Below are 20664 nucleotides of genomic sequence, written 5' to 3'. Positions count from 1 at the left end.
AGATACCATTGAAAAAAATTAAATTGGTTCAGCAAATATCCAATGAAGGCGTAGTTGCCGTCCTACGAGGTGAAACTCCCGAAGAAGTCGTTGAAATGGCGGATCAAGCCATTGCAGGGGGCATTAAAGTCATCGAAGTCACAATGACTGTGCCTTTCGCGCTGCGCGCGATCGAGACGCTGGCGAAGCGCTACTCGAGCACAGCGCAGGACGCGGCCAAGTACGCGATTATCGGGGTGGGCACAGCCCTGGACCCGGAGACGGCGCGTGCCGCGATTCTCAGTGGGGCCGAGTTCGTCGTAGGCCCCTCGCTGAACCCGAACACGGTTGCGCTCTGCAACCGTTATCGCGTGCCCGTCATGCCAGGCTGCATGACGATTCAAGAAATCCAGACGGCGCTTGAGCTTGGCGTCGATATCGTGAAGCTGTTCCCGGGCAATCTCTACTCGCCGGGAATGATCAAGGCCATCAAAGGTCCGCTGCCGCAGGCGAACATTATGCCAACAGGCGGCGTCTCGCTCAGCAACCTCGCCGAATGGATCGAGGCCGGCGCTGTAGCCGTCGGAATCGGTTCCGATTTGACGAGCGAAGCTGTCAAAACCGGCAATTACAGTCTTGTCGCTGACAAGGCCGCTCAATATATCGCAGCCTACAAAGCAGCCAAGAAGTAGGAAAAACGTACGCTCCGTCGAAACCATGACGGAGCGTATTTTTTTATACACAAAGGAGAAAAAAATGGACCGTAATAAAGCGAAACTGCTGCTGCTGGTGGATCATGTGGAGGCCTCGGCAGCCTTTTATACGGGAAAGCTGGGTTGGGAAGTCGTTGAGCGCGCAGCTTCGGGGCATGCTGTTTTGCTTCAAGTAGGGGAGGATTACCGAGTTGTGTTGATGAATAGGAGCCAAACAGCAGCCCAGCAAGAAACGGATTCTGAAGAGAGCCGCATAGCCGATTGGCTTCAACCAAAGCCGTCCTGTCCGCAAGCGGGGGATCTCGTCTACATCGGGGTGAGCTCCGTTCAAGAGGTGGAGAGGAGCTTGCTGGAACGGGGGGTGGCACAGCTGCATAAAGAAGAGGATCCGGGACATATTCGAAGGCTGCTTGTACCTAGTGTAGATGGGTACATGTTGGTTTATTGGGAAGAGCTTTATGCGGCCGATGAGGAAATTATTGCGATGTACGCAGAAGGTATTGAGGCATTAGGCGAAGTCGTTGCCAGTCTGACAGATGAACAACTGAATCTCCGAGAAGTACCTGGAAAGTGGTCCATACGCGAACACTTGCTGCACTTAATCGACCTAGAGCTAGTTACCATACACAAAGTGAAATTCGCTTTGGCGGAGTCGGGACGTACATATGCAGGCAATTCATTTTCACAGGACGATTGGAGTCAGGGGCTTCTGTATGCTAATCGACCTATCCATGTTGAAGTCCGCATGTTCGTTGCTGTGCGGCAGCATATTCTCAGTTTGTGCGCTTATCTGCCAGATGCGCTGCAGCGAACGATAATTTCGAAAGACCGCGAGGAGTCTGTTGGGAAATTGCTTAAAATGATGGCGGGTCATGCGATGCATCATATCCGGGCTGTGAGACGTATTCGGGAACGGCACGAGATCTAGTCAAAGGATTTCGAGAAGCCATACATGATAAACATAGAAAAACCCAAGTCCACGAATGGATTTGGGTTTATTGTTGATTTCTGAAAAGGAAATTGATAAGATAAAGAGTGATTGATAATTAATGGGATAAATAACATTATTATCCTAATATAATTATAGCACTAAGACGGGCTTCGTGTCAAATCGCAGCAAAAAGTTAGAAAAGAGGCGATCTTATGAGCTTATTGGAGCAAGACTGGTCAGCTGAAAAGACGAGAGTGCAAGAAGTAACGACCAAGATCCAAACAAAAATAAACGGGCTGGAGGAGCAAATTGGCCAAGTGCAATCCGATGTAGTGGATATTCGGAAGCACTACTGGGATGACGTTACGATGGATATGAGTACGCCCGAGGACGCGGCAGAGTCGATTGCCAGCATCAAACAGCAGGCGGAAGTTTTATCGGAGCGGGAGCGGACACATCGCCAAGCTTCAACAGCATTAGGGAAAATGAGGAGGCTTGTGCAATCGCCTTATTTTGGCCGGATTGATTTCAGGGAGAAAGCCGAGCAATCATCAGAAGCGATCTATTTGGGCATTGCGGCTTTTTTGGATGATCAAAAAGATGAATATCTAGTGTACGATTGGCGAGCGCCCATTTCCGGCTTGTATTATGATTTTGCGCCAGGAGAAGTTGCGTTTACAACTCCAAATGGGGTCGTAGCAGGCGAGATGCTGTTGAAGCGTCAATTTGTCATTCGAGATCGTGAAATTCGACTGATGTTCGATACCGGCGTAACGATCGGCGACGAATTATTAAAACAGGTGCTCAGCCGAAGCTCTGACGCGCAAATGAAGACCATCGTTGCTACGATTCAAAAGGAACAGAACCGCATTATCCGCAACGACAAAGCGCAGATGCTCATCGTACAAGGGGTTGCAGGAAGCGGCAAAACATCAGCGGCGCTGCAAAGAGTCGCCTACCTGCTCTACAAGCACCGCGATCAATTAAGCTCGGATCAGATGGTGCTGTTTTCGCCAAATCCGCTATTTAATCATTATGTTTCCACAGTATTACCTGAACTAGGCGAAGAAAATATGCAGCAAACGACGTACCAAGCCTACTTAGAGCATCGATTGGGCGATAGGTTCGAGGTAGAGGATTCGTTCACTCAATTGGAATACGTGTTAACGAGAGGACTGTCTCCTCAGGCAAGTGAAGGGGAGACGTTGACTGCAAGCGCTGAGGCTGAGCAACTGTATCAAGCGAGGCTTAGCGGGATCCGCTACAAGTCATCAGCTGATTATCTCGCTGTGATTCAGGCGTATAAACTGCGTTTGGAGCGAGCCGGCATGCAGTTCAACCCGATCCTGTTTCGCGAGCAAGAAGTGGTGAGTATGGCTAGGTTGGTTGAACGCTTCTACAGCTACGACCCCGCCATTCGGCTTCCGAACCGTTTGGAATTAATGCAGGGCTGGCTTCTGGAGCAATTAGAGCATTTTGCCGAGAGGGAACTGGAAGCGGCTTGGGTGGAGGATGAGATCGAACTCCTTGGCAGTGAGGATTATCACGATGCTTTTGTTCGGCTGCGCAAAATGGAGAGAGGTCAGGGAGCTACTTTTGATGATTTTGATCAAGAAAAAATACTGCTGGCTCGCATGGTGATCAAGGAGCAATTAAAGCCTATTCGCGCTGCGGTGAAGCAGCTGAAGTTCGTTGATATGATCGGCTTATATACGCAATTGCATGAGGATAAAAAAGCTGCTGCAGCCGATGGGGATTGGGTTCATCAGATCGCAGCGAAGCCTTCCTGCTGGTCCTCGATCTGCGAGCGGACGCGGGAGGAGCTGGCCCAGGCCAGGCTGCCGTATGAGGACGCTACGCCGTTTCTGTATTTGATGGAAGCGGTTTGCGGCTTCCAGACGAACGGCGCTGTCCGCCACGTCATCATCGACGAGGCGCAGGATTATTCCCCGTTTCAGCTGGCCTATCTGAAACGGCTGTTTCCGCGCTGCCGTATGACAGCGCTCGGAGATCTGAACCAGGCGATCTATTCGCACGCTTCCGCGTATAGCGAAATGGATCCGATCGCCGCGTTGTATGGGCCGGAACAAACGGAAGTTATCCGTCTGTTCCGAAGCTATCGCTCCACGCGGGAGATCGTGGAGTTCACCCGCGGCATCGTGCCCGGCGGCGATGCCATAGAGCCCTTCACCCGCGCCGGCGCTAAGCCGCGGGTGATTCAAGCGAGCGATCGCGGATCGCTGCATAGCCTGCTGGCAGCCGAGATTGCGCGACTGCTCGGCGAAGGCTATGCCTCCATCGCGATCATTACCAAGACCGCGAGCGAGAGCCGGCTCGCGCATGAAGCCCTAGAGCCCCAGCTGCAAGCGCCTCTGGGGCTCGTCACCAAGATGAGCCCGACCTTTGAGTCGGGCGTGCTGGTCATCCCTTCGTATCTTGCGAAGGGGGTAGAATTCGATGCCGTACTCATCTATGATGGTTCCCATCATCAGTACGGCCACGAAAACGACCGCAAGCTGTTCTACACGGCTTGCACCAGAGCCATGCACGAGCTCAGCATCTTCTCGCTAGGCGAACCGTGTCAGTGGATTATGAATCAATCCACTGACACCTATGAATTCGTGGTGGGGGAGGAGTCTGAGTTGCATTCCTGAGGGAGGCTGAGGATGAAGTCTGGGGGAAAGGGATAGTGCAGACAGGTCAGTGTCCATGCTCACTATCCCATTGGTTCAGGTGAGTGGTCTGAGATACATTTCTGAGTGAAGGGGATAGTGCAGGTAGGTTAGTGTCTATGCTCACTATCCCATTGGCTCAGGTGGGAGTCTGAGGATACAGTCTGAGTGAAGGGGATAGTGCAGATAGGTCAGTGTCTATACTCACTATCCCATTGGCTCAGTGAGAGGTCTCAGATATATGTCTGAGGGAAGGGGATAGTACAGACAGGTTAGTGTCTATGCTCACTATCCCATTGGCTCAGGTGGGGAGTCTGAGGATACAGACTGAGGGGAGGGGATAGTGCAGATAGGTCAGGTCTATGCTCACTATCCCATTGGCTCAGGTGGGGAGTCTGAGGATACAGACTGAGGGGAGGGGATAGTGCAGATAGGTCAGGTCTATGCTCACTATCCCATTGGCTCAGGTGGGAGTCTAAGGATACAGACTGAGGGAAGGGGATAGTGCAGATAGGTCAGGTCTATGCTCACCCTTGTCTCAGAGGGGAATCTAAGAATACAGCCTGAGTGAAGGGGATAGTGCAGATAGGTCAGTGTCTATGCTCACTATCCCATTGGCTCAGGTGAGGGAGTTTGAGGATACAGCCTGAGTGAAAGGGATAGTGCAGCAGACAGGTCAGTGTCTATAATCACTATCCCATTGTCTCAGGTGGGAGTCTGAAGATACAGCCTGAGGGAAGGTGATAGTGCAGATAGGTCAGTGTCTATGCTCACTATCCCATTGTCTCATGTGAGTGGTCTGAGATACAGCCTGAGGGAAGGGGATAGTGCAGACAGGTTTGTGTCTATGCTCGCTATCGCATGGCTCAGGGGGAGTTCTGGAATACAACCTGAGGGAAAGGGAGAGTGGTTGTTGATGCCAAAGAACCCGAAACATTAGGTCTCGGGTTCTTTGTGCTGTGGCTAATCAATCCCAGCGTTACTTAGGATCTACTTTTGCTCGTTGGCCAGTTCGGCCAGTGACTTCACCTTACCATGTGGATGCACGGCTTGTTTGCGGCTTTTCCAAGCAGCTTCTTCGCGGCGTTTTGAGTGGCTCATGGTTGGAAACCTCCCTGGTCATATGGTGGGTGCTGCTCTTATAAAGTGTGAAACAGCAACGGTTAATATGCAGCCGAGCGGTATGCAAAAAACTCCACAAGACCCGTGAGGGTCCTGTGGAGTTTGGAAAGATCTATTCAGTCGCAACGGATTGGTCAGCTTGCATGTTGACCGGAGAAATCCGGATGAAGTTAGCTTCGAGGTTGCTTAGCAAACCTTCGACTTTAGCTGCTGCTTCGGCTTGACCGGAGTTAGCGAGCTCAGTGTGGTAAGCTGTGAGCAATTCTGTTAGATCTTTTTTGCTTTGTACACCAATGGTCTCAAGTTTGACTTTAGCACCTTTGGCGATACGACGTTCGATTGCTGCTTGATCAAGACCCATTTCTGGTACGAGACGTTGGTAAATTACGCCACCAGTCATCCCTGCACAGATCCATGGACCTGGATCACCCATAACAACGGCACGGCCGTTTGTCATGTACTCAAATGCGAAGCCTTTGAGGTTGGCGCGAGCGGCAAGTCCGCCGAGTTCGTCTTGAAGTGGTGTCGTGATCTCGCCGCCGAATACAACGTCAGCACCGGAGAAACGGATACATGCACGCGTATCTGCGCTGCCTTGGATCAAGAACAAACCTTTTTGAGCGCCGTAACCGAAGGATTTACCAACGCTGCCATTGATGAAGGTATTGTTTTTGCCAAGTGCTTTGACGATGGCGACTTTACCGCCGAAGGCCATTTTACCAAGACCGTCTTCAGCACCGCCATGAACGGTAATGTCTACGCCGCGAGCATTGAATGCAGCCAGACCGTTACCTGGTACGGAACCATCGATCAAGTTCAATTTCACTGTCGGCAATGCATCGTAGCTGCCGTCGAAGCGGTCTCTTACGCGATGGCTGGAGTAACGAGCTCCGAGAATACGGGACTCGGCATCCACTTTGGACCAGTTGCGTACGATTGGAGCATCCAATGCCAAGGAATCCGGGAAGAATTCTTGACCTTCAGCGCCAGCCGCGATACGGATATCGGACGATACAGCTGCTTCTTCCATTGCTCGTTCTGCAGCCGAGATGAACTGCAATGGAGCTGGACGAAGAATGTCGGACAAATCAATGCGATCAACGTGGCTGATTTGTTCCAATAGATCGGAACGGCCAACGAGTTCTTGTAAGCTTTTGAAACCAAGGGAAGCAACGACTTCACGAACTTCTTCGCCGATACCGCCGAACAAACGAACCAAGCTGTCAACAGCGACGTCGAATTGACGCGGTACGAAACGACGAAGACCTTTCTCTTCGGCTTCTTCCATGGAATCGATTTGTGTTGCGATACCAACGTGACAAGTATCCAAGTGACAGCCACGGCAAGTGGTACAACCGATCGATTGCATCGCGATACTGCCAAAGCCTGCGCGGTTTGCGCCGAGCATAACCATTTTAACAACGTCAGCACCTGATTTGAGACCGCCATCGGACCACAGCTCAACGCGGTGACGAAGACCAGCTTCAATCAAAGCAACGTGTGCCAATTTCGTTCCGATTTCTGTTGGAAGACCAACATGTGTCAAGGAGTGAATACGAGCCGCCCCTGTACCGCCGTCGAAGCCGGAGAGGGTAATTACGTCAGCGCCTGCTTTGGCGACACCAACTGCAATCGTACCGATACCAGGAACAACCGGGATTTTGACGATGATTTTGGCTTTGCGACCGCTACCTTCTTTAAGCTCGGAAATGATTTGCGCCAAATCCTCGATGGAATAAATATCGTGGTTGTTGGAAGGCGAAATCAAGTCAGAACCGATGGTTGCGTTACGAGCCGCAGCGATTTTCGCTGTTACTTTGGAACCTGGCAAGTGACCGCCTTCGCCTGGTTTTGCCCCTTGACCGATTTTGATCTCAAGGAAAGCTACTGCGTTAGCCAGCTCGATGTTAACACCGAAACGACCGGATGCAACTTGCGCGCCACGTGTTGTTTTGTAACGGCCAAGCATATCTTTAATCTCTCCGCCCTCGCCGTTCATGGTAACCATGTTCAGGCGATCGCCGGCTTCAGCGTAGGCACGGAAAGCTGTTTCGTTTTGTGAACCGAAGGACATGGAAGAGATCAACATCGGCAAGGAATGACCGCCAATGGAGATATCAACTTGAGACGGGTCAAGTGCTTTGCGACCATCGCTCAAAGCTTTCTCTACATTAAACCCAGCAATATGACGAATGGAAATCGGGTTCTTCTTCTCTTCTTCACGCAGTTTGTCGCGGTAGTCGCTGTAAGGAGCTGTGCCGGATGCCGCATCGCCTAGTGCTTTCCACATACGTTGGAAGAAACGGAAGTTTTTCGCCGCTTTCGCTTTTGGATTCGTGAAGTCGTTGTAACGAGCTTCAGCATCCGCTTCAAGCACTGCGAAGCCTGTTCCTGCTTTTTCGCTGCCCAAGTAGTTCACGATATCGAGCACCTCAGCAACTTCCGGATGGAAGCCGATGGAGGAGAAGAAGCGTGTGTAGCCGCGAAGCTCGTGTGTACCGATGGTGGAGATGACTTTCTCCAAGCCTTTGGATAGAGCTGCGTATACTTTGCGTGCTGCTGCTGCGTTGCCTTCTTTGTCAGAAGCTGTCGAGAACAGCAGGTAAGGTGAAATAACGTCGGCTCCAAGTCCGCAAGCAACCGCAATATCATGCAGGCTGCGAATGGCAGCGGAACGCAGGATCAAAGTAACATGACGGCGAAGGTTGTCGCCAAAGCCTAGTTTTTCGGCACGAAGTGCGATGTCGATTTTGGAAACAGCCAAGTGCGGCTCCAACCACAAGCGATCATTCTGGTGCGCGTCAGCATCATCGAGAACGAGTAGGGCTGCGCCATTGCGAGCAGCGGAGATAGCGTCAGCAGCTAATTTATCCAATCCTTCGCTGAGCGAAGTTCCTCTTGCGAAAGTAGCGGAAAGAACGGCAACTTTGTTATCCCCTTGTGCACGGAACAAGGCAAGCAATTGCTCATACGATGGCTGGGACAAATGTTCTTCACTGTCGACACCGTTCGTACCTTCAAGCACGAGTGGAGCCAGCAGCTCAAGACGCAGGTTCTCATCTACTTGTGCATAAACAGGGGTACGCGTACCGGCAATAACACGTGTTGAGAAATGCTCCATTTCACGGTCACGGTCAATCGCAGGGTTGGTAACAACGGCTACGCTCTCTTTAATGAAGTCAGGCACATTCTGGCGCTCCCATGCAAGAGCAGCATGAGGTGAATCGTGACCTAGGGAACGGATTGGTTCAGCACCTGTTTCGGACATCGTTTCGATATGTTGAATACCGTCACGGTCCCAACCGAATGCACTGTACACTTGATCCGTTGCGACAATGTTATCGTTGAGCTCAGCTTGTGCATCTGTTTTGGTCGGATTCAGATATTTGCGAAGACCGCCAATATTCAGACGTTTGCTTGCACGCTCGTAGACTAACATTTGAACTTCATGGTAAGGAATGACTTGAACGTGTTCGCCTGGTGTCAGCACAACGCCCACTTTCTCACCTGGTGCAATCGGTTTTGGATCAGCAACCATCTCGCCAACCGTGATAACGCCTTGCTCAGAGGAGAAATACAGGGAAGTATCGCTCTCTACCATCCATACCGGACGAAGACCGAGGGCATCTACGCTGAAAATGCATTCATTGCCGTAACGGGAAACGATCCCTGCAGGACCTTGGGCAAAATGACCCCAAACTTGACGATAGTAGACGTATAAATCTTGAAGTTCCGGACGGAATTGTTTCATTTCATTAATAATAGGAGGGAATACCATTTCCATCGCTTCAAAAAGGGATAAACCAAAGCGGTGGATGAACGTTTCAATCGTTCTGTTCATGTCTTGGGAGTCAGAACCGCCGCTTACGAGCGGAACGCCAACCATGTCGGCTTCAATACGAAGTTTTTTAACGGTATTGATTTCACCATTGTGACCAAGAAGAGAGAACGGTTGAACACGGAAGAAGCTGGATAAGGTGTTAGTGGAGTAACGGTTGTGACCGATGGTAACTTGGGAAGCAAATAAAGCATCGCGGGTATCGTTGAAATATTTTGGAAGAATGCTTGCGGCTCCAAGCACTTTGTAAGCAGAAGTTACATTGCTAAGGGTTGCTACGTGAACATTGTATTTGTCTTCAATGGCGATGTGCAGCTCAAAAAGGTGATCAGCTACTTGGCCTTCTGTTTTGTTGCTAATCCCGGCAATTTGCCAGAACGTAGGCTCATCGTTCAAACCGTTAGGTCCTAGAACGCTGCTGTCTACTTGGTTCTCTTGCTCAAGGATAATGGACACATCATGTGAAGCGAAGAGCTCCCGAATGCCATTTTGGATCTCGGTAACAGTCAGGTCAAGTTTGCGCGGAACAAAGATATGTCCAACAGAAAAACGGTTGTCGTAGGCAAGTTTGCCGTCTTGGCCCGCATCTGTTAATTTCTTTTCCCAAAGAGCACGCGGAATATCTGTTAAAATACCGCAACCATCGCCCTCGCCGTTGATAAAACCTGAACGATGTTCCATTTTGACAAGCGCATCAATCGTTTTTTGGATGTTATCACGGGAAGGATGGCCGTTCTTTTCAATAATACAAATAATACCGCAGCTGTCGTGTTCAGTTCCTAGTAAATCTTGAAAACGGCCTTCATTACGCATAATTTCATTCATTGCTCAGGTCAGTCGCCTGACCGTCACCTCCCATACATATTTAAACTCCTCTTGTACTGCATTTTTTGCATTCTGGCACTATTGAGCCCGCAACTCTAAGCATTTTCGAGGAATAACCACAAAAGGGTTAAAACCGAAATATGCACGAATATGAATAAAAATGCAATCTACCTGAATAGTATGTCAATTTCAAAGGGGTTACTCCTTTAAAATGAGACACTACTCGACCCGTCTTAAAGTAGGGCATCACACACAAAATTCAATCTTGAATTTGTAAATCATGCCCTAACTTTCTAGGAAAATACTGTGAAAACAAGACTTTTCAAGAAAAGGGTAAAAGTAATCTTAGAATAGCATGAAAAACTTGATCCGACAATAGTTGCAGAACGAAAAGACGAATGTAAGCGTTACCTTTTGTGTATATTACTGAATAAAACCCAATAATTCCTAGCTTGGGGTGTTCTTAAAATACGAACGAACTATGATCAAGGTGGGATCATAGTTCGTTTCTGGGACATGTTGGCAGTTTCGGTAAATCATAATTGTTTGTGCAGGAAATCTTGCAGATCAGGAAACCGCAGAAATATAGGGCAGGTCTTTGATGGTTGATGTGCATGCATTTGTCTGAATAATCCAATGGAAGCAAATCGTGTGGAAATATGGATTTTTGCGCCAGTGCGCTTGTCAAATGAAATTAGCGGGCTTTCATTGTTTTGAAAGCTTTATCGGCGGCATCAAGTGTTTGCGCAACATCGTCATCGGTATGGGCCAGCGTCATAAACCAAGCCTCATATTTGGAAGGTGCGAGATTAATGCCTTGTTCCAGCATGAGCCGGAAGAAATCTGCGAAGCGTTCGCCATCCGTATCCTGCGCTTCGTCGAAGTTCGTGACGGGGTGGTCGCAGAAGTGGGTGGAGAAGGCGCCGCCGATGCGATTCAGCGTCAAAGGGATGCCGTGCCGGGCGGCGGATTCTGCGATGCCACCCGCTAAGGTTGCGCCAAGCTGTTCAAGCTTGGCGTAGACACCAGCCTGCTGGAGCACCTCCAGGCAGGCGATGCCGGCCGAGATGGAGGCGGGATTTCCCGCCATCGTGCCGGCTTGATACGCAGGTCCAAGCGGAGCGACCTGCTCCATCACGGCCTTGCGGCCCCCGTAGGCACCGATCGGCAGTCCGCCGCCGATCACTTTGCCGAGGGCCGTAAGGTCCGGCTCGACGGCGGCGAAGCGCGCCGCCGCCTCGGCTGTGCCGCCCTCCACAAGGGGGAGGCCGAGATAGGTTTGTGCCGCTCCATAATGGAAGCGGAACGCTGTGATGACCTCGTCGTAGATGACGAGGGCGCCGTGTTTGCGAGCAGCTGCGCAGAGCTGCTCGAGGTAGCCGGCATGGGGCATGACCATGCCGAAGTTGCCAACGATGGGCTCCACCATCACCGCGGCGATCTCTTCACCCCAGCGCGCAAGCGCGGCTTCCAGTGCCGGAATGTCGTTGAACGGCACCGTGATGACCTCTTGCGCGATGCTCGCCGGTACGCCGGCGCTGTCCGGCGTGCCCAGCGTGGACGGCCCGGAGCCCGCGGCCACGAGCACTAGGTCCGAGTGGCCGTGGTAGCACCCGGCGAACTTAATGAGCTTGGTGCGCTTCGTGAACGCGCGCGCCACACGGATCGTCGTCATCACGGCCTCAGTGCCGGAGTTGACGAAGCGTACTTTGTCCAGCGAGGGAATCGCGGACTTCAGCATCTTGGCGAACTCGATTTCGAGTTCGGTCGGGGTGCCGTACAGCGTGCCGTTCTGTGCGGCGCGGCAAATCGCTTCGGTCACATGCGGATGCGCGTGACCGGTAATGATAGGGCCGTAGGCGGCGAGGTAGTCAATGAAGCGATTGCCGTCTACATCCCAGAAGTGTGCGCCTTGCGCACGCTTCATGAAGACGGGGGCGCCGCCACCGACAGCCTTGAATGAGCGGGAAGGCGAATTGACGCCGCCCACAATATGTTGAAGTGCCTCTTGATACAATAGTTCAGATTGTTTGCGTTCCATAAGAAGAATCATTCCTTTGCCTGATTATTGCTTCGTGGTCTTCACCGACGACTTTGGTGTAGGGGATGGTGATGGCTTCGTCGGACCTGAGTCGGCTTCCGCTTTTCCTGCGAATAAGTCTTTCACATATTGCTGCAGCTTCTCTTTATTCGCCGTAATGACTTCTGCGCCGCGGACATTTTTCTCAATTAACAAGTCGCTTGGCGGCAGTTGGGAACTGACAATACCGTCTGCTTTGGCTTCATAGCCAAGTGAAGCCAGCTTGAGCATGTCCGCAACAGCGAGATTAGTATCAATGTAGGGGTCCATCGCATTCAGAATTTTTGGCAGCTTAATCAGTGAAGAGGTTGTCTGCATTTTCTGTACAACAGCGGTTAAGAACTTCCGTTGTCTTTCGGTGCGCGTGAAGTCAGACAAGGCATCATGACGGAATCGGACATATTGCAGGGCCGTTTTGCCATCGAGATGCTGCATCCCTTTTTTCAAATTAATATCGTACACATGATCGTCCTCGGAATCGGAATATTTCATATCCTTTTCAACATCAATGTCGATGCCGCCAACGGCGTCAATAAGTGCGATAAAGCCAACGAAATCCGTGTACACATAGTACTGAATCGGGATGCCCAGCAAGTCGCTGACTGCTTTCATTGCCAAATTCGGACCGCCTGTCGTAATCGCCGTATTGATTCGGTCCTCGCCTTCGCCGGGGATTTTGACATAAGTATCACGCAGGATGGAGAACAGATGGGCTTTCTTGGTGACCGGGTCAATCGATGCGAGCATGATGCTGTCTGAGCGCGGAAGCTCATTTTTCTTCATTCCACGCGAATCTCCGCCTAGGAGGAGGATGTTCACGCGCTGTTTGCCTTCCCACTTCGGAGGGGTATATTTCTCGCCCTTATCTTTGATGCTCTGGGCAATCATAGTGCCGCCACCAACGTTTGGTGTTTCGGATTTATGATTAATATTGTTCGCAAATTGATAAAAAGAATAGGAATAATAACCAGCTACTACCATAAGCAGCAAGGCTATCAGGAGCAAGGTTCGTTTTACGATTTTCAAATTATGTTGGGCTCCTTTCAAGGGTTATATAATCTGTACTTTTTTTTCTTACAGAATTCATGTATCATGAGTTTGGTGACTTTGTTTTACAATGCATCGTTATGATCCATATTATAGATGCTACGAAACTTCGATAGCAAGTTAAGGCGCTTTTTGCCGCAATATGTAGCCGAGTCTACAAGGACAGGGGGGACGTTTATGTTAGCCATAGATGTTGATTTACTTCGCAAGGATTTCCAGGTTCAGCAGAGCCGCGGGGGCTTAAAAGGTGCTTTCCAAGATTTGTTCCATAGAGAATACAAACATATCACCGCTGTGAAAGATATCAGTTTTCAAATCCCAAAAGGCGAAATTTGTGGATATATTGGAGAAAATGGGGCGGGCAAGTCGACGACGATCAAGATGCTTACGGGCATTCTCGCACCCACCTCGGGACATATCAAAGTTAACGGCTTTGTTCCATTTAAAGAGCGTGAAAAGTTCGTGGCCGGGATCGGTGTTGTTTTCGGTCAGCGCAGCCAGCTTTGGTGGGATATTGGCGTTGTAGAATCCTTTCAATTATTGAAGAAAGTGTACCGTGTTTCGGAAGCTGATTACAAAAAAAGGCTGGATGAACTTGTTGACCGTCTGCAATTATCCGATTTATTGTCGCGGCCTGTACGCAAATTGAGCCTAGGACAGCGGATGCGCTGTGAACTAGCCGCTTCCCTTCTTCATAATCCAGCAATCTTGTTCTTGGATGAGCCAACCATTGGACTGGATATCGTTGTCAAAACCGAAATTCGCGAGTTTCTCAAATCACTGAATCAACGGTATGAAACGACGATTTTGTTAACCACGCATGATTTGCAAGACATTGAAGCTCTTTGCTCGCGTGTGATTATGCTGGATGATGGCCGAATTATTTATGATGGCGGTCTGGAAGAACTGAAAGTGAAGTGGGGCAAAGGCAAAGAAGTCGTACTCCAATTCGAAAATCCCATTACACTCGCTCGGCTTCAAGAGCTGACGCTAGGCATGGATGTCGCTTGGCAGCTAGAAAATGAATTATCCGCCAAAGTCTTCATTCCTCATGAGCGCGCCAATGTTTCTGAAGTCCTGAGCCGCGTCGTCGGCGTATTGCAAATCCAGGATATCAAGATCAATGAAACGAATACCGACGATATCGTCCGTGAAATCTACAAGTCAGGATCTGCCGATGTGAAACGTCCCAAAGAAGCGGAACAGCCAGAGGGAGTCACTTCCCATGCTTAGTGCTTATTTAGAAGTTGTTCGCATGCGGTTTCTCATGATGCTGGCCTACCGTGTGAATTACTACAGCGGCATTTTGATTTACGCTCTTAATATTGGTTCTTACTATTTTGTTTATAAAGCCATTTATGGCGAGCAAGATATCCTTGGCGGCTTAACGCTGGGACAGATGACAACTTATGTAGCCGTTTCTTGGATGGGACGCGCTTTTTACTTCAATAATCTGGATCGTGAAATCGCAAGCGAAATCCGCGATGGCAGCGTAGCGATTCAATTCATTCGTCCGTACAATTACGTTTTCGTGAAAATGATGCAGGGACTGGGTGAAGGTGTATTCCGGCTGTTCCTCTTCACAACACCAGGCATGCTCTTCATCTGGCTGCTGCTGCCGATTCAATTTCCGACAGACCCGGGATTATGGACGATTTACTTCGTGATGTTGTTTTTCAGCTTCCTGATTAATACGCAGCTCAATATTATTACCGGCTTGTTTGCCTTCTTTTTGGAAAATAATGAAGGCTTGATGCGGATGAAACGCATTGCCGTAGATCTATTCTCCGGTTTAATTATCCCAGTTACCTTTTTCCCAGGTTGGTTCGGATCACTTCTGAAGTGGCTGCCGTTTCAAGCGATTACTTACCTGCCGAGCGCTACGTTTACTGGGAAAATTACAGGCTCTGAGATCGTATCTAGCCTGGGCATCCAAGCTGTCTGGTTCTTGCTGTTAATTATTCCGATTTATGCCCTATGGGTGAAATCCAAAACACGTTTATTTGTACAGGGAGGGTAACCCAATGTTCTATATCTCCCTTGTTGCTGACTATCTCAAGAACTATATGAAGACGCGTCTCACCTACCGATCTGATTTCTGGATTGAGGTTATCTCCGACTTGTTGTTCAATGGTTTGAACCTCTTCTTTATTCTTGTCGTATTTCTCCAAACGCAATCGCTTGGCGGCTGGAATCAAGAACAAATTTTGTTCATCTACGGTTATTTTATGATCCCGTATGGCATATTTATTTCCTTTTTTAACTTATGGGGCTTTAGTGAGCGTTATATTGTTAAAGGGGAAATGGATCGCATTCTGACGCGGCCTGCCTATAATTTATGGCAGCTGATGCTGGAGAATATGGATCCGGCTTCATTGTTTAGTGCGGCAGCTGGTTTTGTTGTAATGATTTACTCCTGGGTTAAGCTGGAACTTCCGTTTCATTGGCACGATCCGCTGATCTTTCTGCTCATGGTGATTGGTTCTATTCTGATTTATGCAGGAGTCTACATTTCGCTGACGGCGCTGGCCTTTTTCTCCGATGCACCGACGGGTATTCTTCCGCTGATTTGGAATATCCAGAACTATGGCCGGTACCCGGCGACGATTTATAATAAATTGCTGCGCAGCATTTTGACGTGGATTCTCCCTTTTGCGTTTGTTGGTTTCTATCCAGCTGCGTACTTCATTGACCCAGCGAACTGGAAATGGTTTGCGCTGCTGACCCCGATCATGGGTATTGTATTCAGCTTCATCGGCATTACAATTTGGAATATTGGCGTCAAACGTTACCGCGGTGCGGGATCGTAGGGTGCTGTTAGGCAAAAAAAGCCTGTTCTCGTTTCAACGGAGAACAGGCTTTTTCGCTATCCTAGGGCAGCCCTTGACTCGCCCCTCAAAGCGATTTGCGGATGACCTTCTTGTAATGTTGCACGGATAGAATCCCGAATATCGAATACAGGGCTGTATAAAGCACCATGACGATCATCATAGGCGTCCAGAGCTCCGCTCCGAATAGAAACCAGCCGGATTGGACGGCAAAATAGCTGTGCAGCAGCCCGACGATCAGCGGAATGCCAAAATTAAAGAGCTGTTTAAGCTTAATTCCTTTTAGTAAATCGTTTTGTGTAAAACCAAGTTTTCTAAGAATCGTGTACGTCGGTTTCTCGTCTTCACTTTCATCCATTTGCTTGAAGTACAGAATACAGCCTGAGGTAATCAAGAAAGTGAGGCCAAGGAATCCCACGATGAACATGATGAGACCCATACTGTTTTTCTGGTCGCTGGCAATCTTTTGACGGGAGTCATACGAGCGATTTTTGTCAAAGCCAAGCTCTTTGAAAATCTGATCGGCGGTTTGGAGCTCCGCTTCCTTCTCAATATCAATCCCCATATAAAGGGAATATTTTCTTTGAATCGCAGGATCAAGGTCCTGCTTCAACCGGTTGAAGACCGATTCGTCCACTATGGCCGTTGGGAGACTGCCATTTGAGTAGTACCAGGAAATGACAGATTGTTTCTTCGAGCCGAGATACGTCTGGGGGATCACAACCTGCTGTCCGCTAAGTTCGATTTGGCCGGAATTTTTGAAGCTCATGAATTTGTTCATCAGGTCATTTGTCCCCGTGAACAGTGTCTCATTAGCTGACAGGTTGATCCCTGGCGTATTCTTATCGCTGACAACGGAAATCGTCATGGAGCTTGGATCTTGCAGAAGTCCTTTCATATTGGAGGCCATAATACCTTTTAAATTAGCTTTGGTCTGGATGACCTCCATTGTCGTATCCGTATGTTTTATTTGATGAGCATCTAAAGCAGCCTTGAATTTGTCGGCATCTTCACTGTTGGTGATAGAAAAGTTGGCTGGTACATTGTCTTTGGCTGTTTTTTCCGCTGAGTAATAGGAAATGTAGCTTAACGATAGCAAGCCGATGGCGAGTGCGGATACCGTTGTAATTACTGTCAATAACAAGGCATTTGATTTCATGCGAAACATGATGGATGACAGCGACAAGACTTCCCGCACGTTTAAATACCCATTTTTATTTGTACGAATGAGATTAAGAATCAAACGGACGGAACCTTTATAGAACAGATACGTACCGATAATGACGGAGCCCAGGATAAAAATCATAGCCGAAAAAAGGGCCATCATGGTCGTGAAATCTCCGCTGAACAGCTTCGAGGACACGTAGTACCCTGACAAAATAAGAAGTAACCCAAACATCCCAAGCAGCGCTTCCGAGAGGGACATCTTTTTCACTTTAATTTCTGTGGAAGTCGAAACACGGAATAACGAGAGAATGGTCTGTCTTTTAATAAACACGTAGTTGACCAGCATGATAAACACATAGACAGCGCCAAAAACAAGGACGGTCTGAAGCAGGGCTTGTAAGGAAAAATGAAGCGAAGCGACAGCTTCAACGCCTGTTATATGGAATAAAATCATCAGGATGAGCTTGGATACGGAGAATCCGATAAACGTTCCGACAAGCAAGGACCCGAAATAAAGGATAAAGTTTTCCGCGCTTAGAATGCGAAAGATCGCCATTTTCGTCATACCGATTAATTGCAATAAGCCAATTTCTTTGCTGCGTCTTTTTACGAATATATTATTGGCGTACAGATTGAAGATGGCTACGATCGCGATAAGCAGGATAGAGGCGGCTTTGATCGCCGCGGCGCCTTTAATAGAACCCTTGGCTTGGTCCAAGGCAGGGTCAAACTGTAAGGTGACGAAGGCGAAATAAAGCGCAACGCTGAACATTAAGGCAAATACATAGAGATAGTAATGCTTGATATTGGCCTTCAAATTTTGAAAAATCAGCTGGTTAATGCTCATCCTGCACCCCACCCAGGACGGCCTGCGTTTTCATGATCGCTTGAAAGAAGGTCTGTCTGGTTTCTTGACCTTTATAGAGCTGGGTATAAATTTGTCCGTCTTTAATGAAAATAACCCTGCTCCCGTAGCTGGCGGCGACCGAATCATGAGTGACCATGACGATCGTCGCATGACGTTTATGATTGAGCTCGCTTAGCTTGTTAAGCAAGTCCGAAGCGGCTTTGGAATCGAGTGCCCCGGTAGGCTCGTCAGCGAAAATAATGCTCGGCTCATGCACGAATGCCCTAGCCGCAGAGGTGCGTTGTTTCTGTCCGCCTGAGATCTCGTTAGGGTATTTATCCTTGATTTCATAGATGCCAAGCTCTGTGGCAACCGCTTCGAACTTGTGATGGGCTTCTTGCTTCGACGCTTTGGTAATGGACAACGGCAGCAGGATATTCTCCTTTACCGTTAGGGTATCGAGCAAATTGTAATCTTGAAAAATAAAGCCCAGATGGTGTTTGCGGAATTCAGCCAGCTCTTTCTCTTTCAGCGTAGTGATTTCCTTGCCCTCAATCTGGACGGAACCTTGGCTTACTCTGTCGATCGAGGAAAGCACCTGAAGAAGGGTCGTCTTGCCTGAGCCGGAAGCGCCCATGATACTGACGAACTCCCCTTTGGCAATGCTCATATCCAGGCCTTTCAATACCTCTTGCTTATTGAATTTATTGCCGTAGCTTTTGTGAATCTTCACAGCTTCTAAGATATTCATCCCACACACTCCTTTATTCGATAGCTTTATTATAAAAAGCTGCGCTTTGTTTTTCCTGCGATTGGCCGAACAAAGCAGAAAGGCATGTGACAATAATGTCACATGCCCGTAATGCGCAAGGCTTCATTGGGTTGCGGGAACGTGAGTGTGAAGGTGGTTCCCACGCCAACTTCTGAATGGACAGCCATTTGAATGAGCATAGCTTCAGCAGCCTTTTTGGCTAAATATAAGCCCATTCCTGTTGCGGCATGGTCCTGATGCCAAGTCGTGGAAGTGAAACCTTTATCAAAGATGCGCGGCAAATCCTTGGAATCAATGCCACGTCCATAATCTTGCACTTCAAGGAAAACTCGCTCATCCCGACGGAAACTCCGCACGACGATATCCGAAGAGTGGCTTTCACTGTACTTCACCGCATTCGTGATGAGCTGCCGCAGAATGAAAGCAAGCCATTTGGCATCACTGAGCACATCGGTAATCTCGAATTGCAGGTCAAAGCCAATCCCTTTCTGAATACACCAGGATTTCAATGTCTTAATCTCTGCATAAGTAATGGTTTCCAAATCCATATGCTCAATATACAGATCGTTCTCCATGGATGGCAAACGCTTCTGATGAAGCTGCTGGTCAAGCAGCAAATGAATCCGCAGCCATTCATAGGTCAAAGCGGCTTTCATCGTTTCATCGTCCAAGCGGTCTATCATTAAACGCATGGCGGTCAGCGGCGTCTTGACTTCGTGAATCCAAGACAACAGCTCGTCTTTCTCTTGTTCGAGTGTGAGCTGATGACCTGAGGCAGAAAGACTTAATCGTGCGGTTAGATTGCTCATGCTGGTCTCGACAATGTGTTCAAAGGGGCTTTCTGCTTCGGCGGCAATGGAGAGATCGAGAGTGCTCTCCCGCTCTTCCAGCTGCTTGAAGAATCTCGTTTCTTTGTTATAGCGGATAACCAGGAAGATGGCGAACAAGGTTGTTGTCAGAAAGACAATATAGAGAATAGGCAGGAAGGGAATCTCATAATCCAGAAAAGCGATTAAGAGGAGCAGGAGCTGTCCGAACAGAACGAGCAGAATCCAGCTAAGCCGTTCTTTCACATAGGCACTAATCATGGAAATGGACTTCTTCCGTAGCGAGATAGCCCTGTCCGACCTTTGTTTCGATATAACGTCCTAAATCAAGCTCGTCCAACCTTTTCCGTAATCGATTAACATTCACGGTCAAAGTATTGTCGCTTACGAAACGCTGGTCATCCCATAAGCTGTTTATCATTTCTTCCCTGCTCACAATGTTGTTCTTGCGTTCTATAAGCAGCTTAAGAATATATATTTCATTCTTGGTTAATTCAATTGCTCCCATCTGATTGGTGACGGTGTTTTTCTCATAATCAATCGTTGCGCCGCACCAAGTTTTGAGCTTCATCGGTTCCGTATTATAATTATAAACACGCCTAAGAATCGCGTGGAGCTTGGCAATGAGCACGTCGAAATGAAACGGTTTCTGGATAAAATCATCGGCGCCAAGCTGCATCGACATGACCATATCCGTAGGATGATCGCGAGAAGATAGGAAAACGATCGGAACGTTGGAATGGGTTCGAATCATGCGGCACCAATGGAAGCCATCGAATTTGGGCAGCTGAATATCGATGATAACCAGATCCGGCTTCAAGGATATGAACTCTTCAACGACCCGGTTAAAATCCGTAATCCCATGGACATCATAGGACCATTGGGCCAGCCTGATTTTAATTTCAGCGAAGAGCGTAGCGTCATCTTCAACGAGCATTATTTTAAACAAAAGGAATCCCCCGCTTTGAGCCAAATTTCTAAATCCCATTGTAATGGAAAATAACGGCTTGTGCGAG

14 protein-coding genes are annotated in these 20664 nt (G+C 48.7%); 6 read left to right on the top strand and 8 right to left on the bottom strand.

The genetic code is table 11. The features are described 5' to 3' along the window. Positions 1–8 precede the first annotated feature (8 nt). The 3 genes from BC351_RS08535 (at position 9) to helD (ending at position 4277) form a co-directional block, all read left to right on the top strand. Positions 9–671, top strand: coding sequence for a bifunctional 2-keto-4-hydroxyglutarate aldolase/2-keto-3-deoxy-6-phosphogluconate aldolase (locus BC351_RS08535; protein ID WP_079410744.1), 663 nt, complete (start codon positions 9–11; stop codon positions 669–671). 64 nt (positions 672–735) lie between these two features. Next, the gene (locus tag BC351_RS08530; RefSeq protein WP_158082017.1) at positions 736–1620 is read left to right on the top strand and encodes a VOC family protein; all 885 of its coding nucleotides are present in this window, start codon (positions 736–738) and stop codon (positions 1618–1620) included. A gap of 215 nt (positions 1621–1835) precedes the next feature. Beyond that, the gene (helD, locus tag BC351_RS08525) at positions 1836–4277 is read left to right on the top strand and encodes an RNA polymerase recycling motor HelD (RefSeq protein WP_079410740.1); all 2442 of its coding nucleotides are present in this window, start codon (positions 1836–1838) and stop codon (positions 4275–4277) included. A 1008-nt stretch (positions 4278–5285) separates the two neighbouring features. Here helD and BC351_RS43255 read toward each other — a convergent pair. From BC351_RS43255 to BC351_RS08510, 4 genes are all read right to left on the bottom strand, one after another. Continuing rightward, positions 5286–5396, bottom strand: a complete 111-nt coding sequence (locus BC351_RS43255; protein ID WP_244208927.1) for a DUF6254 family protein — start codon at positions 5394–5396, stop codon at positions 5286–5288. A 133-nt stretch (positions 5397–5529) separates the two neighbouring features. Next, entirely contained in the window at positions 5530–10080 is a 4551-nt protein-coding gene (locus tag BC351_RS08520; RefSeq protein WP_244208926.1) for a glutamate synthase-related protein, read from the bottom strand. Positions 10081–10774: 694 nt separating this feature from the next. Next, the gene (locus BC351_RS08515) at positions 10775–12121 is read right to left on the bottom strand and encodes a glutamate-1-semialdehyde 2,1-aminomutase (protein ID WP_079410738.1); all 1347 of its coding nucleotides are present in this window, start codon (positions 12119–12121) and stop codon (positions 10775–10777) included. 24 nt (positions 12122–12145) lie between these two features. After that, positions 12146–13141: an LCP family protein gene (locus BC351_RS08510; protein ID WP_079411140.1), complete on the bottom strand. Its 996-nt coding sequence runs from the start codon at positions 13139–13141 to the stop codon at positions 12146–12148. A gap of 243 nt (positions 13142–13384) precedes the next feature. On the opposite strand from BC351_RS08510, the gene BC351_RS08505 reads away from it, so the two are divergent. From BC351_RS08505 to BC351_RS08495, 3 genes are read left to right on the top strand one after another with little or no spacing between them, the layout of a single operon-like run. Continuing rightward, positions 13385–14440, top strand: coding sequence for an ABC transporter ATP-binding protein (locus tag BC351_RS08505; RefSeq protein WP_079410736.1), 1056 nt, complete (start codon positions 13385–13387; stop codon positions 14438–14440). Beyond that, on the top strand, positions 14433–15227 hold the full coding sequence (locus BC351_RS08500; protein WP_079410734.1) for an ABC transporter permease: 795 nt from the start codon (positions 14433–14435) through the stop codon (positions 15225–15227). Before BC351_RS08505 ends, BC351_RS08500 begins: the two co-directional genes overlap by 8 nt. A gap of 4 nt (positions 15228–15231) precedes the next feature. Further along, positions 15232–16017 carry an ABC transporter permease gene (locus BC351_RS08495; protein ID WP_079410732.1) on the top strand — a complete coding sequence of 262 codons (786 nt, stop codon included), beginning with the start codon at positions 15232–15234 and terminating at the stop codon, positions 16015–16017. Between the two features lie 85 nt (positions 16018–16102). Here the strand turns inward: BC351_RS08495 and BC351_RS08490 are convergent, their stop codons facing one another. The 4 genes from BC351_RS08490 to BC351_RS08475 form a co-directional block, all read right to left on the bottom strand. Continuing rightward, complete coding sequence (locus BC351_RS08490) at positions 16103–18049, bottom strand: ABC transporter permease (protein WP_079410730.1); 1947 nt, start codon at positions 18047–18049, stop codon at positions 16103–16105. Then, positions 18039–18800, bottom strand: coding sequence for an ABC transporter ATP-binding protein (locus tag BC351_RS08485; RefSeq protein WP_079410728.1), 762 nt, complete (start codon positions 18798–18800; stop codon positions 18039–18041). The genes BC351_RS08490 and BC351_RS08485 overlap by 11 nt, the downstream gene beginning before the upstream one ends. Positions 18801–18898: 98 nt before the next feature. Next, complete coding sequence (locus BC351_RS08480) at positions 18899–19909, bottom strand: sensor histidine kinase (protein WP_079410726.1); 1011 nt, start codon at positions 19907–19909, stop codon at positions 18899–18901. Beyond that, entirely contained in the window at positions 19902–20597 is a 696-nt protein-coding gene (locus BC351_RS08475) for a response regulator transcription factor (protein ID WP_079411138.1), read from the bottom strand. The genes BC351_RS08480 and BC351_RS08475 overlap by 8 nt, the downstream gene beginning before the upstream one ends. Positions 20598–20664: the final 67 nt, after the last annotated feature.

This window comes from Paenibacillus ferrarius, assembly GCF_002027705.1.
Classification (GTDB): domain Bacteria; phylum Bacillota; class Bacilli; order Paenibacillales; family NBRC-103111; genus Paenibacillus_E; species Paenibacillus_E ferrarius.
The sequence above is the reverse complement of the archived record's forward strand: the minus strand, read 5'-3'. Positions and strand labels throughout refer to the sequence as shown.

What these genes read in the sequence shown, in the direction of transcription:
- helD (WP_079410740.1), top strand. Translation starts at nt 1,836, where the DNA reads ATGAGCTTATTGGAGCAAGACTGGTCAGCTGAAAAGACGAGAGTGCAA.
- BC351_RS08520 (WP_244208926.1), bottom strand. Translation starts at nt 10,080, where the DNA reads ATGAATGAAATTATGCGTAATGAAGGCCGTTTTCAAGATTTACTAGGA.
- BC351_RS08505 (WP_079410736.1), top strand. Translation starts at nt 13,385, where the DNA reads ATGTTAGCCATAGATGTTGATTTACTTCGCAAGGATTTCCAGGTTCAG.
- BC351_RS08490 (WP_079410730.1), bottom strand. Translation starts at nt 18,049, where the DNA reads ATGAGCATTAACCAGCTGATTTTTCAAAATTTGAAGGCCAATATCAAG.
- BC351_RS43255 (WP_244208927.1), bottom strand. Translation starts at nt 5,396, where the DNA reads ATGAGCCACTCAAAACGCCGCGAAGAAGCTGCTTGGAAAAGCCGCAAA.
- BC351_RS08495 (WP_079410732.1), top strand. Translation starts at nt 15,232, where the DNA reads ATGTTCTATATCTCCCTTGTTGCTGACTATCTCAAGAACTATATGAAG.
- BC351_RS08485 (WP_079410728.1), bottom strand. Translation starts at nt 18,800, where the DNA reads ATGAATATCTTAGAAGCTGTGAAGATTCACAAAAGCTACGGCAATAAA.
- BC351_RS08480 (WP_079410726.1), bottom strand. Translation starts at nt 19,909, where the DNA reads ATGATTAGTGCCTATGTGAAAGAACGGCTTAGCTGGATTCTGCTCGTT.
- BC351_RS08500 (WP_079410734.1), top strand. Translation starts at nt 14,433, where the DNA reads ATGCTTAGTGCTTATTTAGAAGTTGTTCGCATGCGGTTTCTCATGATG.
- BC351_RS08515 (WP_079410738.1), bottom strand. Translation starts at nt 12,121, where the DNA reads ATGGAACGCAAACAATCTGAACTATTGTATCAAGAGGCACTTCAACAT.
- BC351_RS08510 (WP_079411140.1), bottom strand. Translation starts at nt 13,141, where the DNA reads ATGGTAGTAGCTGGTTATTATTCCTATTCTTTTTATCAATTTGCGAAC.
- BC351_RS08530 (WP_158082017.1), top strand. Translation starts at nt 736, where the DNA reads ATGGACCGTAATAAAGCGAAACTGCTGCTGCTGGTGGATCATGTGGAG.